Origin of the sequence: Serratia sp. CY47444 (genome assembly GCF_052168635.1) — a bacterium.
Taxonomy (GTDB): domain Bacteria; phylum Pseudomonadota; class Gammaproteobacteria; order Enterobacterales; family Enterobacteriaceae; genus Serratia; species Serratia bockelmannii.
Genome location: NZ_JBJNMH010000011.1, coordinates 71,547 through 88,289, shown reverse-complemented (window position 1 = coordinate 88,289; position 16,743 = coordinate 71,547). Strand labels below are relative to the sequence as shown.

General features: G+C 61.7%; 11 protein-coding genes. 5 read left to right on the top strand and 6 right to left on the bottom strand.

Going from position 1 to position 16,743, the window contains the following annotated elements:
- Positions 1-6 precede the first annotated feature (6 nt).
- Positions 7-1,770, top strand: coding sequence for a gamma-glutamyltransferase (gene ggt / locus ACJ8IL_RS15425; protein ID WP_060432547.1), 1,764 nt, complete (start codon positions 7-9; stop codon positions 1,768-1,770).
- 53 nt (positions 1,771-1,823) lie between these two features.
- Here ggt and malZ read toward each other — a convergent pair whose 3' ends face one another.
- Positions 1,824-3,647 carry a maltodextrin glucosidase gene (malZ, locus tag ACJ8IL_RS15420; RefSeq protein ID WP_025301746.1) on the bottom strand — a complete coding sequence of 608 codons (1,824 nt, stop codon included), beginning with the start codon at positions 3,645-3,647 and terminating at the stop codon, positions 1,824-1,826.
- A 247-nt stretch (positions 3,648-3,894) separates the two neighbouring features.
- On the opposite strand from malZ, the gene ACJ8IL_RS15415 reads away from it, so the two are divergent.
- Together ACJ8IL_RS15415 and ACJ8IL_RS15410 are read left to right on the top strand one after the other, a co-directional pair.
- Positions 3,895-5,151 (top strand): mechanosensitive ion channel family protein, encoded by a 1,257-nt coding sequence (locus ACJ8IL_RS15415; RefSeq protein ID WP_265536286.1) that lies wholly within the window; start codon positions 3,895-3,897, stop codon positions 5,149-5,151.
- Between the two features lie 132 nt (positions 5,152-5,283).
- Entirely contained in the window at positions 5,284-5,547 is a 264-nt protein-coding gene (locus ACJ8IL_RS15410) for a hypothetical protein (RefSeq protein ID WP_089180595.1), read from the top strand.
- Between the two features lie 32 nt (positions 5,548-5,579).
- On the opposite strand, the gene proY is transcribed toward ACJ8IL_RS15410, so the two are convergent.
- From proY to phoB, 5 genes are all read right to left on the bottom strand, one after another.
- Complete coding sequence (gene proY, locus ACJ8IL_RS15405) at positions 5,580-6,986, bottom strand: proline-specific permease ProY (protein WP_025301743.1); 1,407 nt, start codon at positions 6,984-6,986, stop codon at positions 5,580-5,582.
- Positions 6,987-7,059: 73 nt separating this feature from the next.
- Entirely contained in the window at positions 7,060-8,376 is a 1,317-nt protein-coding gene (brnQ, locus tag ACJ8IL_RS15400) for a branched-chain amino acid transport system II carrier protein (RefSeq protein WP_025301742.1), read from the bottom strand.
- A gap of 485 nt (positions 8,377-8,861) precedes the next feature.
- Positions 8,862-9,824, bottom strand: coding sequence for a PstS family phosphate ABC transporter substrate-binding protein (locus tag ACJ8IL_RS15395; protein ID WP_173889168.1), 963 nt, complete (start codon positions 9,822-9,824; stop codon positions 8,862-8,864).
- Between the two features lie 14 nt (positions 9,825-9,838).
- Positions 9,839-11,155 carry a phosphate regulon sensor histidine kinase PhoR gene (gene phoR / locus ACJ8IL_RS15390; RefSeq protein WP_025301740.1) on the bottom strand — a complete coding sequence of 439 codons (1,317 nt, stop codon included), beginning with the start codon at positions 11,153-11,155 and terminating at the stop codon, positions 9,839-9,841.
- 24 nt (positions 11,156-11,179) lie between these two features.
- Complete coding sequence (phoB, locus tag ACJ8IL_RS15385; protein WP_004940438.1) at positions 11,180-11,869, bottom strand: phosphate response regulator transcription factor PhoB; 690 nt, start codon at positions 11,867-11,869, stop codon at positions 11,180-11,182.
- Positions 11,870-12,084: 215 nt separating this feature from the next.
- Here phoB and sbcD point away from each other — a divergent pair, with 215 nt between their 5' ends.
- Positions 12,085-13,317, top strand: a complete 1,233-nt coding sequence (gene sbcD / locus ACJ8IL_RS15380) for an exonuclease subunit SbcD (RefSeq protein WP_025301739.1) — start codon at positions 12,085-12,087, stop codon at positions 13,315-13,317.
- Positions 13,314-16,565 carry an exonuclease subunit SbcC gene (gene sbcC / locus ACJ8IL_RS15375; RefSeq protein ID WP_025301738.1) on the top strand — a complete coding sequence of 1,084 codons (3,252 nt, stop codon included), beginning with the start codon at positions 13,314-13,316 and terminating at the stop codon, positions 16,563-16,565. Before sbcD ends, sbcC begins: the two co-directional genes overlap by 4 nt.
- The last annotated feature ends 178 nt before the right edge of the window (positions 16,566-16,743 follow it).

Below are 16,743 nucleotides of genomic sequence, written 5' to 3'. Positions count from 1 at the left end.
ATAACTATGTTTTTACAGAAATGGAGCAAACCCCTGACCATGGCGGCGCTGCTGGTCAGCGGCAGCCTGTATGCGGCATCCAACCCAGCGGTGGAAGCCAAAAACGGCATGGTGGTCACCTCGCAGCATCTGGCTTCGCAGGTCGGGGTGGATATCCTGAAAATGGGCGGCAACGCCATCGACGCCGCCGTGGCGGTCGGCTATGCGCAAGCGGTGGTGAACCCCTGCTGCGGCAACATCGGCGGCGGCGGCTTTATGACCGTCCACCTGGCGGACGGTACCGATACCTTCATCAACTTCCGCGAAACTGCGCCGGCGGCGGCCAGCGCCAACATGTATCTGGATGCCGACGGCAAGGTGAAGAAAGACGCCAGCCTGTACGGCTATCTGGCGGCGGGCGTGCCGGGCACCGTGCTGGGAATGGAAACCGCGCGTGAGAAGTACGGCAAACTGAGCCGCGAACAGGTGCTTGCGCCGGCGATCAAGCTGGCGCGCGAAGGCTTTGTGCTGACCCGCGCCGATACCGATATTCTCGACACCACCGTCGCACGCTTCAAACAGGATCCCGAGTCGGCCAAAATCTTCCTGCGCCCGGACGGCAGCCCGCTGCAGCCGGGGGACAAACTGGTGCAAACCGATCTGGCCAATACGCTGGAAGCCATCGCCAAAGGGGGAACCGACGCCTTCTACAAAGGCAAGATCCCACAGGCGGTGGAGGCGGCGGCCAAACAGGGCGGCGGCATTTTGACCGCCGCCGACTTCGCCGACTACAAGGTCACCGAAACGCCGCCGATCACCTGCAGCTATCGCGGCTACAAGTTCGTGTCGGCGCCGCCTCCCAGCTCCGGTGGCGTCACGCTGTGCGAAATCCTCAACGTGGTGGAAGGCTATGACCTGAAAAGCATGGGCTTCAACTCGGCGGCGGCCATTCACACCATGACCGAAGCGATGCGCCATGCCTACATGGATCGCAACACCTACCTCGGCGACCCGGAATTCATCAAGAACCCGATCGACCGGCTGGTGAGCAAGAGCTACGCCGAGCAGATCCGCAAGAAAATCGTCGCGGACAAGGCCACGCCGTCGGAAAACGTACAGCCCGGCATGGAACCGCATGAGAAGCCGGAAACCACCCATTATTCGATCGTCGACCACGACGGCAACGCGGTCTCCACCACCTATACCGTCAACGGCCGCTTCGGCGCCGTGGTGATCGCACCGGGCACCGGCTTCTTCCTCAACGACGAGATGGACGACTTCACGGTGAAAGTGGGCGAGAAAAACCTGTACGGGCTGGTGCAAGGCACCGCCAACAGCATTGCCCCCGGTAAGCGCCCACTATCGTCGATGAGCCCGACGCTGGTGACCAAGGACAACAAGATCTTTATGGTGCTGGGCTCGCCGGGCGGCTCACGCATCATCACCATTACCCTGCAGACCGCGTTGAACGTGATCGACCACGGTATGGCGCCGCAGGAAGCGGTGGACGCACCGCGCATCCATCACCAATGGTTGCCGGATGAGGTGTACTACGAACAGCGCGGCGTTTCCGCCGATACGCTGAAGCTGCTGAGCGGCATGGGCTATAAGATGGTCGAGCAAACGCCATGGGGCGCCGCCGAACTGATTCTGGTCGGTTTGCCGGGCGCGGCGGGCGTCAGCCCGGCCAACTCCGGCAACGATTCGGCGGTTTCCGGCAAAGTGCGCGAAGGTTACCTGTACGGCGCCAACGACGTGCGTCGCCCGGCAGGCTCCGCGGTCGGTTACTGATGTAAACGCCTACTCACCTTGATCGCGGGGGCCTTACGGCCCCCCCAGTTCCCTTAGCCTTCATACCGCCACACGGTGGCCGACTCTTCCGCCAGCTGCAGGCGCAGCCCGCCGGCCGTTTCGCTCAACTCTCCCCGCCCTTCCACACGCCGCCACGGGCCGCGGGCCAACAGCGGGTTGTGCGGCAGCTGCGCCTGGCCGCTGCCGTCGCGCTGCAGCGCCACCAACACCTGCTCCTGCTGATACAGACGCACGAACACCAGCGTTTCTCCGCTGGCGTACAGCACCTGACAGCCGCCGCGACGCAGCGCCAGGCTCTGTTTACGCAGCGCCGCCATGCGCTGGAACAGCGCCAGCAGCGGCCGATCCCAGTCACCGACGTCCCACGGGAACGGCTTGCGGCAGAACGGATCGTTGCCGCCGTCCAGGCCAATCTCATCGCCGTAATAGAGACAAGGCACGCCGATCCAGCTCAGCAACCACACCGCCGCCATCTGCATGCGCGCCGCGTTCCCCTGCAACAGCGTGAGGAAACGCGCGGTATCGTGGCTGTCCAGTTGATTGAACTGGATCAGCTGGCGGCCGTGCGGCAGCCCCGCGCGGTAGCCGTCCATCCACTGCGCGCACCCGGCGGCGTCCAGCCGCACCGGGTGATAGGCCACGTCCAGCCCCGCCAAGAACGCCCGCACTGGCAGCGCAAAGCCCATGTAGTTCATCGCCGCATCCTCCACGCCGGCGTGCAGCCAGCGGCGCGCGTCGCCGAAGTGTTCGCCCAATACGTAGGCCTGCGGATTCTCCTGCTTCACCGCCTGATAGATGCCAGCCAGGTGGTGCAGGTTGCCGGTGGCACCGCCGTTCTCCCCCAGCATGTGCACCACGTCCAGCCGCCAACCGTCGATGCTGTACGGCGGGCGCAGCCAGTGGCGCACCACGCTGCCTTCCCCGCGATAGATCGCTTCCGCCACCTGCGGCTCGGCGAAGTTGAGCTTCGGCAGGCTGGCGTTGCCCTTCCAGTCGAGCGCGCGGCCGTCCGGGTAAAAGTTGAACCAGCCGCGATACGGTGAATCGGGGTGGTGACAGGCGCCGTTTTCGCCCTGGCGATGGCGGTCGAACCACGGATGCGAGTCACCGGTGTGGTTGAATACCCCGTCCAGCACCAGTTTCATGCCCACCTTGTGAGTGCTCACTCGCAAACGCTGCAGCGCCGCGTTGCCGCCAAAGTGCGGATCGACCTGGTAATAGTCCTCGGTATCGTACTTATGCACGCTCGGCGCGGTAAAAATCGGGTTCAGATACAGCGCGGTCACGCCCAGCTGCTGCAAATACGGCAGTTTGGCGCAGATGCCGTCCAGATCGCCGCCGTAAAAGGTCGAGGCGGCGTGACGATCCTCCAGCGGATGCTGCCAGTCGCGCCGAATCACCTCGGCACCGGCCGCGTGATGGCGGTAGCTGCCGCTTTGGATGCCGTGCTCGCCGCCGCTGCTGGCGAAGCGATCGGGGAAAATCTGGTAGAACAGCTGATCCGCCACCCACTCGGGGCCATGGTCGGGCTCGTCGACGGCGAACTGCGCCAGCTGGCCCGGCGGCGTTGGCGACCAGCCCTGTGGGCCGAACCACTGCTGGCGATCGGCCCACAGCAGCTTGAAGCAGTAACGCCGCGTCGGCTCGCCCTCATTCAGCGTAAGGCTGGCCTGGTAGCGCCGCATCCCCTCGTGGCGCTGCGCTTTCATCACCAGCAGCCACTCTTCGTTGTCCGGTTCGGCGCGCAAAAACACCCGTTCCGGCAGTTCATCCCCCTGTAACCACAGCGTGATATCCAAACGTTGCCCTTGCTTCACCACAAAAGGCGGGACCGGTTGATGCCAGGCGTTAAGCATACTGTTTCTCCTGCTGTACCAAACGAAATCGACGGCGTTCTTCAAGAAGCGAACAATGCCACGTTAAGTGCAACTCCCCCTCCTCTCTGGCCGCAAAACCCAGGGATGAGCCGGGGGGCGGAGACCGAAAAATAACGCTAACTCGATGTAAAAAAAGGTAAACAGGCACAAATCCTTCACGTTACCCCTTAGGCTAACGCGTTTTGAGCTTACAGGATATTTTTTGCGCATTTTTTAAGGAGCGGTAATGCAACAACAGATAACGCGCTGGCTGGAACAGTTTGGTTTGGAATTCGGCGGAGTGATGTCGCTGTTGATGGTATTGGGGTTGATTGTTCTGATCTCGGTGGTGATCCACCTGGTGCTGCACCGGGTGGTGTTGGCCGCCCTTCAGCGCCGCGGCCAGCAATCGCAGCGCGTCTGGCAACAGGCCATCACCCAATACAAACTGTTCCAGCGCGTGGCGCTGCTGCTGCAAGGGGTGATCATCAGCATCCAGGCGACGCTGTGGTTGCAGAGCGGCAGCCAAACCCAGGCGGTGATCGTCACCGCCGCGCAGGTGTGGATCCTCGCCTTCACCCTGCTGTCGCTGTTCTCGCTGCTGGATACGCTGCTGGCGCTGCTGCGCCAAAGTCCGATCGCCAATCAGCTGCCGCTGCGCGGCATTTTCCAGGGCCTGAAACTGGTGGCGGCGATCCTGATCGGCATCATGATCGTTTCGTTGCTGATGGGCAAATCGCCGCTGCTGCTGCTCAGCGGCCTGGGTGCCATGACCGCGGTCTTGATGTTGGTGTTCAAGGATCCGATCCTCGGGCTGGTGGCCGGCATTCAGCTCTCCGCCAACGATATGCTGAAGATCGGCGACTGGCTGGAAATGCCGAAATACGGCGCCGACGGCGCGGTCACCGACATCGGCCTGACCACGGTCAAAGTGCGTAACTGGGACAACACCGTCACCACTATTCCTACCTACGCGCTGATCTCCGACTCGTTCAAGAACTGGCGGTCGATGTCGGAATCCGGCGGGCGCCGCATCAAGCGCAGCCTGAATATCGACACCGGCAGCGTGCACTTCCTGTCGGAAGAGGAACAGCGCCGCCTGCAGCGCAACCCGCTGCTGCACAGCTACCTGAACGTCAAGACCCAGGAGCTGAGCCAGCATAATCAGGAGATCGCCGTCGATCTGGCCTCGCCGCTCAACGGCCGCCGCCTGACCAACCTCGGCACGCTGCGCGCCTATCTGGAAGCCTACCTGCGCGCTCACCCGCGCATTCACCAGAATATGACGCTGATGGTGCGCCAGCTGGCGCCAACGCCGGAGGGCCTGCCGCTGGAAATCTACACCTTTACCAACACCACGGTCTGGGCGGAGTACGAAAGCATTCAGGCGGATATTTTCGACCATATCCTGGCGGTGATCGACGAGTTCGGCCTGCGCGTGCATCAAACGCCAACCGGCAATGACCTGCGCGGCATGCTGCAACAAAGCGCGAACGCTTCCTGACGTCGGCTGACGTAACTGTGTCTGCTGGTAATTATTCTCTTTCAATTGCCAGCAGATATCTCCATCCCCTTCTTTTCCCCGGCGAAAACGGCGTTAATGCGCCATCACCTTCACTACCGAGAGGGAAAGCCCTTGCTGAAACGGTTACGTCACCGGCTGTTTACCCTGCTGGCCACCCTGCTGTTTATCGGCTGCCTGCACAGCGCGTCGCTGGATGAAAGCCGCATGCCCCGCAATCTGCAACCTTCGCTAAGTGCGCTCAGCAGCAACCTGCAGGACATTCGCGAAGTGCTGGCGCGCTGCGCCGGCGAGGAAGAAGAGGAACGGCTGAACGACGGCGGCGTACGCATCGAAGCGCGCGCCGCCGGAGAGGATGAAGTGGAAGACCAACGCTAAAAAAACACCGGCCTTAGCCGGTGTTTTTCCATTTAGTCTTGCTGCGTCGCCAACGGCGCGCGTTTTTTCTGATGGTTGACCTTGAACCAGTATCCCGCCAGCAGCAATACCACCCAGACCAGGCCGGCGTACAGCGAGACGCGCGTGGTTGGGAAGTAGCCGATCAAACCGATGATGAACACCAGGAACACGATCGCCACCACCGAGGTAAACACCCCACCGCGCAGTGGGAACGCCAGCTGTTTCACCTGCTCTTTGCTCAGGCTGCGGCGGAAGGCAATTTGCGAGAACAGGATCATGATCCACACCCACACGGTGGCGAAGGTCGCCAGGGAGGCGATCACCAGGAACACGCTCTCCGGCATGATGTAGTTGAGGTATACCGCCAGCAGCAGCGCCAGCATCATTACCACCACCGTCACCCAGGGAATGCCGCGTTTCGACACCTTGCTGAACATCTTCGGCGCATGGCCCTGCTCGGCCATGCCGTGCAGCATGCGGCCGACGCCGAACACGTCGCTGTTGATCGCCGACAGCGACGCGGTAATCACCACGAAGTTGAGGATGCCTGCCGCCACGGTGATGCCCATATGCTGGAAAGTCAGCACGAACGGGCTGCCGTTGGTACCCACCTGGTTCCACGGGTAGATAGACATGATGACGAACAGCGTACCGACGTAGAACACCAGAATGCGCCACGGCACCGAGTTGATGGCCTTCGGAATCGATTTTTTCGGATCTTTGGCTTCGCCGGCGGTAATACCGATGATTTCAATGCCGCCGTAAGCGAACATCACCAGCTGCAGCGACAGGATCATGCCGATAAAGCCGTTGCTGAAGAAGCCGCCGTTCGACCACAGGTTATGAATACCGGTCGGTTGCCCGCCGTTGCCGATACCCCAGATGATGATGCCGATACCGGCCGCGATCATGATGATGATGGTGGCGACCTTGAAGAACGAGAACCAGAATTCCAGTTCGCCGAATACCTTGACGCTCATCAGGTTGATGGCGCCAATGATCAGCACCACGCTCAGCACCCAGATCCAGTGCGGCACTTCCGGGAACCAGACCCCCATATAGATGCCGAAGGCGGTCACGTCGGCGATGGCGACAATCAGGATTTCAAAGCAGTAAGTCCAGCCGGTGATGTAACCCGCCATCGGGCCGAGGTAGTCCTGCGCGTAGCGGGAAAATGAGCTGGCCTGCGGGTTGTTGACCGACATCTCCCCCAATGCGCGCATGATGATGAAGGCCACGATGCCGCCGATCAGGTAAGCCAGCAGCACGCTCGGGCCGGCCATTTTGATGGCGTCCGCCGAGCCGTAGAACAACCCGGTGCCGATGGCTGACCCCAACGCCATAAAGCGGATATGACGCGTGCTGAGGCCGCGTTTCAGCTTATTGTCGGGGACAGTGGTGGGTGACTGTTGTTGCATGAAAATGACCCATAGTTTTAAACGTAAAAAAGCCACGGACATGTCCGTGGCCCTAGATTAAGCCGGGGGATTATCAGTGCGCGGTCACTTGGGAACGCGTGCACACCCGATCATAAATCGCGACCAGCGCCAGCATCAGCAGCGAAGGCGGCAACCATGCCAACCCCTGCTCCGCCAGCGGCAGGTGAGTGGTCCAGGCCGGCAGCAGCTGCTGGAAGCTGGACGCTTTCACCGCGTCAAGGATACCAAACAACAGGCTGACAAGCATCACCGGCGCGATGATGCGCGGCGCGCTGTGCCACCAACGCAGGGTGAAGCTCAGCACCACCAGCACGATGCACGGCGGGTAAATCGCGGTCAGCACCGGAATGGAGATCTGGATCAGGTGGCTCAGGCCGAGGTTGGACACCACCATCGAGAACAGGCCCAGGATAAACACCAGCGTCTTGTACGAGAACGGCAGATATTGCGCGAAGAACTCGGCGCAGGCGCAGGTCAGGCCTACCGCGGTCACCATGCAGGCGATGAAGATCAGCGCCGCCAGGAAGAAGCTGCCCAAACCGCCGAAGGTGTTCTGAACGTAAGCGTGCAGGATCACCGCGCCGTTGGTGGCGTCAGGCACCAGCGCGCCGCTGCCGGAGCCCAGCTTGAACAGGCTCAGGTAAACCAGCGTCAGGCCCACGCCGGCGATCAAACCGGCCAGAATGGTGTAACGAGTCAACAGACCGGCGTCTTTCACGCCGCGTGAACGCGCCGCGTTGACGATAACGATACCGAATACCAGCGCCCCCAGCGTATCCATGGTCAGATAGCCGTTAACGAAGCCGGAGGAGAAAGGCACGCTCTGGTAAGCCGCCGTCGCCGGGATCGGCGCGCCGGCAGGCCACAGCAGCGCGGCGATGCCCAGTACGGCCAGCGCCACGATCTTCAGCGGCGCCAGCACGTGGCCGACGGTATCGAGCAGACGGCCCGGATACAGGGAGATGCCGATCACTAGCGCGAAGTACACCAGGCTATAGATAAACAGCGGCATGGTGCCGTCGCCGGTCAGCGGGGCAATGCCCACTTCAAAGGATACGGTGGCGGTGCGCGGCGTGGCGAACAGCGGGCCGACGGCCAGGTAGCAGACGGTCGCCAGCAGCAGGCCGGCGCCGCGGCCGATCGGCGAACTGAGGGCGTCGATGCCGCCGCCGACGCGCGCCAACGCGATGACGGTGATGACCGGCAGACCCACGGCGGTGATCAGGAAGCCCAGCGCTGCGGTCCAGACGTGTTCACCGGACTGCAAGCCGACCATCGGCGGGAAGATGATGTTCCCGGCCCCAACGAATAAGGCAAAGGTCATGAAACCCAGTGCCAGGATATCTTTTGACGTTAAACGATGACTCATACGATGTCGTGTTGCCTGTTCAAATGAAAAAAATGGTCCGATAGCGTGGTGGCGTAACGCCCCACCCGGTTGCCGGCATGCCCTAACGTTGCAGCGCCAAATAAGCACCCTAAACGCAGTCGATCCGGCGTTTATGTCCCTATTCGAAAGTGGCCGCTCATGAAGATGGGCAAAATTTTAGGAGTTATAAAAATGGAGGTTTAATCCGACAACGAGGGCTAAGGTAAACGTTTATAGCGCTTCAAGGCAAGACGCACGGCGAAAAGCAGAGCTATCGACCATATAAACTTTAGCCACCAGTCGATCATATTGGCTATCAATAAATATACACTACATGATTTGTATCATTTTTGAACAGCAGATTCACGAAACGTGAAGCATATATCACTTTACCGCGCGAAAACGCCAATATAAGCCCGATTTTCGCGTGGCACGAGCTTCGTTTGGCCGTGAAAAAAGGCGAAAATTACGTCGCATTTTGTCGGTTATTTCATCACGGCCGGCGCGAGCGGTGGCAACCCAAGCGCCTGACGGGTCCTCTGCAGGGCGCCCGGCGGCAGCGGCAGATAGCCGTCGTGATTGACCAGGCTCTGCCCGGCAGTCGACAGCACGCGGTCGAGGAACGCGGCGGTCAGCGGCTCCAGCGGTTGATTGGGGGCTTTGTTGATGTAGATATACAGATAGCGCGACAGCGGGTAGCGATCGTTGCGCACGTTGGCGGCGGTAGGGGCAACATAGTCCTCTCCCGACTCCGCCAACGGCAGCAGCCGCACGCCGCTGGCGCGAAAACCGATGCTGGCGTAGCCGATGCCGTTGAGCGAACCGGCCACCGCCTGCACCACCGAGGCTGAACCGGGCAACTCATTGACGCGCGGCATAAAATCGCCGCCGCACAGCGCACGCAGTTTGAAATAGCCGTAGGTGCCGGACGCCGAGTTGCGGCCGAAACGCTGCAGCGAACGCGTCGCCCAGTCGCCACTCAGCCCCAGCTCGCCCCAGCGCGTCAACGGTTTGCTTTCGCCGCAGCGCCGGGTGGCGGAGAAAATGCGATCGAGCTGCTGCAGATTGAGGCCGCGCAGCGGGTTGTCCTGATGCACTAACACCACCAGCGCATCCACTGCTACCGGCACCGCCAGCGGCGCATAGCCGTAACGGTGTTCGAACGCCGAAACCTCGGCGGCCTTCATCGGCCGGCTCATCGGGCCCAGCTGCGCGGCGCCCGCCGCCAACGCGGTCGGCGCGGTCGACGATCCGGCGGCCTGGATCTGCAGGTTAACGTTGGGATAATGCTGGCTGAAATCCTGCGCCCATAGCGCCATCAGATTCGCCAGGGTGTCGGAACCGACGCTGGACAGGTTGCCCGCCAGCATGCCGTCGGGCTGCGCCAGCGCGCCGCGCCCGGCCAGCAGCGCCAGGCAAAGCAACAGCCCTCGGGTTATTCGGGTCATACCGGTGTCTCGCGTTAATTTTTCACCGCATTCTCTGATAAAGCGGCGGGAACAATCAACCGATTGGGTAAGGTAAAGATAAAGCGGGTGCCGATCCCCGGTTCGCTGAGGATCTCCAGCCGCGCATCGTGATGGCTGAGCGCGTGTTTGACAATCGCCAGCCCCAGCCCGCTGCCGCCGGTCTGGCGCGAACGGGCCTTGTCGACGCGGTAAAAACGCTCGGTCAGGCGCGGCAGGTGCTCGGCGGCGATGCCCGGCCCGTTGTCGCTGACCTGGAACTGCGCGCCGTGCGCCGTCTGCTGCCAGCTCACTTCGATGTGGGTACCCTTCGGCGTGTGGTTGACCGCGTTGTACACCAGGTTAGACACCGCGCTGCGCAACTGATCTTCATTACCGAACACGTTGAGCTGCTCGTTAACCCGGAAGGTGATCTCGTGATTGCCGCCGCTCAGCGACTGCGCCTCGCGCTGTAACACCCGCAGCATCAGCGGGATATCCACGCGCTCGTTCATGTCGACATTGGGTGCCGCCTCGATGCGCGACAGTGTCAGCAGTTGCTTGACCAGCCCGTCCATCCGGCGGGTCTGCTCTTGCATGGTGCCGAGCGCCTTGCTGCGCAGCGAACCATCCTGCTCTTCGTCACCCATCATCTCCAGGTAGCCCTGCAGCACCGTCAGCGGCGTGCGCAGCTCATGGCTGACGTTGGCGAAGAAGTTGCGCCGCGCGCCCTCCAGCTGGCGCATCTGGGTGACGTCGCGCGCCACCATCAGCAGTTGCCCTTCGGAATACGGCATCACGCGGAATTCGACGTAGTGTTCGTTGTTCAGCTGCAGCGTCAGCGGGCGTGAAAACTCCTGCTGTTGCAGATAGTGGCTGAATTCCGGATAGCGCAGCAGGTTGAGGATGTGCTGGCCGTTGTCTTCCGGCCAGCGGAAGCCGAGCAGATGCTGCGCCAGCCCGTTGCACCAGAAGATATTGCCCTCGACGGTGGTCATCACCACCGCGTCAGGCAACGATTCGGCCCCGCTGCGAAAGCGCTTGATCAGCAGCGCCAGCTCGCGCCGGCGGCGGCGATTGCGCTGCTGCATCTGATACAGGCCATAGAACAACGGCTCCCAGCTCCAGCGGCCGGGCGGCGGCGTCATGCTGCGGTCAATCCACAGCCAATGGGAGAGTTTGAGCTGGTTGTAGAAATTCCACACCAGCGCAGCCAGCGCGGAGGCCAGCAGAAACCAGGGCAGATAACCGAAAATCAGCCCCAGCAGCAAGGCGGGCAAACAAAAAAGAGCCAGCTCCAGAGCCAGCCTCTTCCACGACAGACGTTCTAACACGGCATATTCTCCAGCGCAGCGCGATCAGTAGCGCGTTGAGAACCGGTAGCCGGTGCCCCGAACGGTTTGAACCATTTTATCATGCCCACTGGTTTCTAACGCTTTGCGGAGCCGACGGATATGCACGTCAACGGTACGGTCTTCCACATAAACGTTAGTGCCCCAGACGTGATTAAGCAACTGCTCACGGCTATAAACCCGCTCCGGGTGGGTCATAAAGAAGTGCAGCAGCTTGAACTCGGTCGGCCCCATGTCCAACGCCTGATCGTTCGCCATCACGCGGTGGGAGGACGGGTCCAGGCTCAGGCCTTGCATTTCAATCACTTCTTCCACCGCCATCGGTGAAATGCGGCGCATGACCGCCTTGATGCGCGCCACCAGCTCCTTGGGCGAGAACGGCTTGGTAATGTAATCATCCGCCCCCACTTCCAGGCCGCGCACGCGGTCTTCCTCTTCCCCGCGCGCGGTCAGCATCATGACCGGAATATCGCGGGTCAGCGCTTCGCGCTTCATATGTTTGATAAACTGAATGCCGGAACCGCCGGGCAACATCCAGTCAAGCAACACCAAATCAGGGAACGGCTCAGACAGACGCGTCACGGCGCTGTCATAATCCTCGGCTTCCAACGGTTGGTAACCATTTTGTTCCAACACAAAGCACACCATCTCACGGATCGGCGCTTCGTCTTCCACCACCAGTATGCGTCTTGCCATCGTCAATCCTGCCAATGTGTTAGCGACTTTTCGGGCGCCATTATGCGTCAGTTTTGTGACACTTTTATGAAAAAAACCGGCTGTTATAGGCAGTAAGCATAGCGATTATTTCCCGCAGTAAAGAAAAATCATCCGGTTGTCATCATCATTGCGCCGGGACAGCCGCCGCCGCGGCCTTTATAATCATCGCCATTATCTTTGCATCCGGGAGTGTCATGCGCCTGATCCACACCTCTGACTGGCACCTTGGCCAGTACTTTTTCACCAAAAGCCGCGCCGCCGAGCACCAGGCTTTTCTGAACTGGCTGATCGAACAGATCGAACAGCAACAGGTGGATGCGCTGATCGTCGCCGGGGATCTGTTCGATACCGGCTCACCGCCCAGCTATGCCCGCGAGCTGTACAACCGCTTCGTGGTGGAACTACAGCGCACCGGCTGCCAGTTGGTCGTGTTGGGCGGCAACCACGATTCGGTGGCGACGCTGAACGAATCGCGGGAACTGCTCTCCTGCCTGAACACCACGGTGATCGCGAGCGCGCAAGGCGCGGCCGAACAGCAGATCGTGGTGCTTAACCAGCGCGACGGCCAGCCGGGCGCGGTGCTGTGCGCCATCCCGTTCCTACGGCCGCGCGATCTGCTTACCAGCCGCGCCGGCGAATCCGGCGCGCAGAAACAGCAGGCGCTGCAGGAAGCCATCGCCGAACATTATCAGACGCTGTATCAGGCGGCCTGCGAGCGCCGCGACCAGCTGGGCTTGCCGCTGCCGATCGTCGCCACCGGCCACCTGACCACCGTCGGCGTCACCACCTCCGACTCGGTGCGCGACATCTATATCGGCACTCTGGACGCCTTCCCGGCGCAGGCCTTCCCGCCCGCCGATTACATCGCGCTCGGCCACATTCACCGCGCGCAGAACGTCGCCAAGTCAGAGCATATTCGCTATAGCGGCTCACCGATCCCGCTCAGCTTCGATGAGCTGGGCAAAGCCAAAAGCGTCTTCCTGGTCGATTTCGCCGACGGAGCCCTCCAGCAGGTAGATGCGTTAACGATCCCGCAGTTCCAGCCCATGCAGCTGATCAAAGGGGATCTGGCCGAGATCGAACGGCAACTGCAGCAATTTGCCGACTATGCCGGCGAGCTGCCGGTGTGGCTGGATATCGAAGTGGCGACGCAGGACTACCTCAGCGATATTCAGCGCCGCATCCAACTGATGGCGGATGAGCTGCCGGTGGAAGTGGTGCTGTTGCGGCGCAGCAAAGAGCAGCGCCGCCAGGCAATCGCGCAGCAGGATAAGGAAACGCTGAACGAACTGAGCGTCAACGAGGTGTTCGAACGGCGCCTGGCGCAGGAGGCCGACATGCCCGAAGCACGCCAACGGCGGATGCACCAACTGTTCCGCCAGGTGGTCGATGCGGTGCAGCACAATCCTGAGGAGACCAACCCATGAAGATCCTCAGCCTGCGGTTAAAAAACCTCAACTCGCTGCAGGGCGAATGGAAAATTGACTTCACCGCCGAGCCGTTCGCCAGCAACGGCCTGTTCGCCATTACCGGCCCGACCGGCGCGGGCAAAACCACCCTGCTGGACGCCATTTGCCTGGCGCTGTACCACCAGACGCCGCGCCTCAACGTCACGCCGAGCCAGAATGAACTGATGACCCGCCACACCGCCGAATCGCTGGCGGAGGTCGAATTCGAGGTCAAGGGCGTCGGCTATCGCGCCTTCTGGAGCCAGCGCCGCGCCAAGAATGCGCCGGACGGCAATCTGCAGGCGCCGAAGGTCGAATTGGCGCGCCGCGAGGACGGCAAGATCCTGGCGGACAAGGTGCGCGACAAGCTGGAGCTTACCGCAACCATCACCGGGCTGGACTTTGGCCGCTTCACCAAATCGATGATGCTGTCTCAGGGGCAGTTCGCCGCCTTCCTCAATGCCGATGCCAACGATCGCGCCGAACTGCTGGAAGAGCTGACCGGCACCGAAATCTATGGGCGACTGTCCGAACAGGTGTTCGAGTCGCACAAGCAGGCCAAAACCGACCTGGATGGGTTACACCAACGCGCCAGCGGCATCGAACTGCTGAACGACGAGCAGCGCCAGTCTCTGACCGAACAGCTGACGGCGCTGAGCGCGCAGGAAATCGCCCTCGGCGAGCAAACCCAGCGACAGCAACAGGCGCTGAGCTGGCTGCAGCAATGGCAACGCCTCCGGCAACAGCAAGGCGAGGGTCAACGGCGGCTGGAAACCGCCCAGCGCGAGCAGGCAGAGGCCGCCCCGCAGCTGCAGCAGCTGGCGCTCAGCGAACCGGCCGAGAAATTGCGGCCGCTGCGCGGCGAACGCGATCGCTGCCGCGCCGAACTGCAGACGATACAACAGCAGGCAGCCCAGCTGACGCAGCAACAGGAACAGCACTCGGCGCAGCTGGCGCCGCTGCAGCAGGCGGTGGAAAAAGCCCGCCTGGCGCAGCAAACCCATGCCGAGTATATGCAGCAGCAGCAACAGCTGATCGATGAGCAAGTCGCTCCGCTCGACCACCAAATAGCCCAACTGCAGTCGACACAGGCCGAGCGACGACAGGCCGCCGATGCCACCACGCAGCAGTGCGCCCAGCAGCAAACTACGCTGGAGCAGCTCACCGCTCAGCGCAGCCAGCTGACGGCACAGGGCGCACTACATCAGCAGCAGTTGAACGCGCTGAACGAAGCGCTGGCCGTTCAACAACAGCAGCAACAGGCGCTGGAGGCGCAAACGCCGTTGGCCCCGCTGCGCCAACGCCTGAGCGCCCTGGCGGATCTGCGCCCAACACGCCAGCAGCTGTTTACTCTGGCGTCCCTTAACCGTCAGACCCGCGAGCGTCTGGCTAGGCAACAGGCGGAGCACGCCGAGCGGCAAACGCAGCTCGCCGGGCTGCAACAGCAGTTGGAGAGCGCGCGTCAGCAATTCAAACAGCACAAGGCGCAGCTGCAGGAAGTGGAGCAGATCCACGAACTGGAAAAACGCATCGTCAGTCTGGAAGCGGAGCGCGCCCTGCTGCAAAGCGGTGCCCCCTGCCCACTGTGCGGTTCCACCAGCCATCCAGCAGTAGAGCAGTATCAGGCTGTACAGCCTTCGGCCACGGAACAGCGTTTGGTTGAGATGCGTACTCTCGCCGAGAAACTGCAAACCCAGGGCACCGAGTTGCGTACCCGCTGCGAAGGCCTGCAGGAACAGCAACAACGCCAGCAGCAAACCATCGCGCAGGATGAACAGCAGTTGGCTGCCCAACAGCAGCAGTGGCAGCAGCTCAGCGCACCGCTGGCGTTCGACTTTACGCTGGCGGAGAGCGAGCGACTCAGCGCCTGGCTGAGCGGTTGCGACGATGAAGAGCGGCGCGGGCAGCACGCGCTGCAGCAGCATGAACAGGCGGCGCAGGCAGTACAACAGGCAAAAGACGCGCTCGCCGCTCTGCAAACGCAGCAGCAGCAGGCGCAGCAACAGCTGGCGCTGCTCGAAGAGCGCTTTACGCTGCTGCAGAAAACCTATGCCGACAGCCTGCAACAGCAGCAAGACCTGCAACAACGCTGGCAGGAAGGCGAGAAAACTCTCGCAGAGCGGCGCGCGCAGCGGCTGGCGCTGTTCGGCGAACAGCGGGTCGCCGAGGTGCGGGAACAGCTGCGCGCCAAACAAACCGCCTGTGAACAGGCCAGCTTACAGGCCGCCGAGCAGTGGCAAAAGGCGCAGGAACTGCGCGAGCGCCTGACCGGCCAGCAGGCCGGGTTACAACAACAGCACACCCAGATGCAGGAGCGGCTGCAGCAGGCGCAGCAGCAGTGGCAGCAGGCGCTGGCCGACAGCGAATTCGCTGATGAAACCGCCTTCACCGCCGCGCTGCTGGACGACACACTGCGCCGCGAATTGCAGCAGCGTAGAGAGCAACTGCAACAGCGGCAGGTAGAGGCCGCGGCCCTGCTGACGCAGGCGACGCAAACGCTGGAGCAGCATCGGCTGAGCCGCCCTGAGGGGGTGGATGAAGCCAACACGGATCTCGACGCGCTCACCCAATCGCTGGCCGAGTTGGCACAGCAGTTGAAAACGTTGCAGCTGCGCCAGGGGGAACTGCGCAACCAGTTGGAAAGCGACGCCGCCCGTCGCCTTAATCAGCAGGCGCTGTTCGAGCAGATCGCCCGCAGTCAGCAAGACTACGACGACTGGAGCTACCTCAACCAGCTGATCGGCTCGAAAGAAGGCGACAAGTTCCGCCGCTTCGCTCAGGGGTTAACGCTCGATCATCTGGTCTATCTGGCTAACCAGCAACTCGGCCGGCTGCATGGGCGTTACCTGCTGCAGCGCAAAACCAGCGATGCGCTGGAGCTGCAAGTGGTGGACACCTGGCAGGCGGACGCGCTGCGCGATACCCGCACCCTGTCCGGCGGTGAGAGCTTCCTGGTCAGCCTGGCGCTGGCGCTGGCGTTGTCCGATCTGGTCAGCCACAAAACCAGCATCGACTCGCTGTTCCTCGACGAAGGCTTCGGCACGCTAGACGCCGAAACCCTCGATACCGCGCTGGATGCGCTGGACAGCCTGAATGCCTCCGGCAAAACCATCGGCGTGATCAGCCACGTCGAGGCGATGAAAGAACGTATTCCGGTGCAGATCAAGGTGAAAAAGGTCAACGGGCTCGGCGTCAGCCGGCTGGAGGCGCATTTCAGGCTGGAATGATCCCGCGGCGCGCGGCGCAGAAGTGTGACCGCGGCGGCACTCCGCAGTGAAAAGCGTTGAGCCGCGGCGGGCACGGGTTATTATGCCAACATAATAGGATTGTTACTGTATCCCCTCCGCCGCTCAGGGCCGCAGGGAAGAAACATAAAATACAGGCAAAACCTGACACCCGGGATCG

Coding starts and splice junctions, on each gene's coding strand:
- ggt (WP_060432547.1), top strand. CDS start 7: ATGTTTTTACAGAAATGGAGCAAACCCCTGACCATGGCGGCGCTGCTG.
- malZ (WP_025301746.1), bottom strand. CDS start 3,647: ATGCTTAACGCCTGGCATCAACCGGTCCCGCCTTTTGTGGTGAAGCAA.
- ACJ8IL_RS15415 (WP_265536286.1), top strand. CDS start 3,895: ATGCAACAACAGATAACGCGCTGGCTGGAACAGTTTGGTTTGGAATTC.
- proY (WP_025301743.1), bottom strand. CDS start 6,986: ATGCAACAACAGTCACCCACCACTGTCCCCGACAATAAGCTGAAACGC.
- brnQ (WP_025301742.1), bottom strand. CDS start 8,376: ATGAGTCATCGTTTAACGTCAAAAGATATCCTGGCACTGGGTTTCATG.
- ACJ8IL_RS15395 (WP_173889168.1), bottom strand. CDS start 9,824: ATGACCCGAATAACCCGAGGGCTGTTGCTTTGCCTGGCGCTGCTGGCC.
- phoB (WP_004940438.1), bottom strand. CDS start 11,869: ATGGCAAGACGCATACTGGTGGTGGAAGACGAAGCGCCGATCCGTGAG.
- sbcD (WP_025301739.1), top strand. CDS start 12,085: ATGCGCCTGATCCACACCTCTGACTGGCACCTTGGCCAGTACTTTTTC.
- sbcC (WP_025301738.1), top strand. CDS start 13,314: ATGAAGATCCTCAGCCTGCGGTTAAAAAACCTCAACTCGCTGCAGGGC.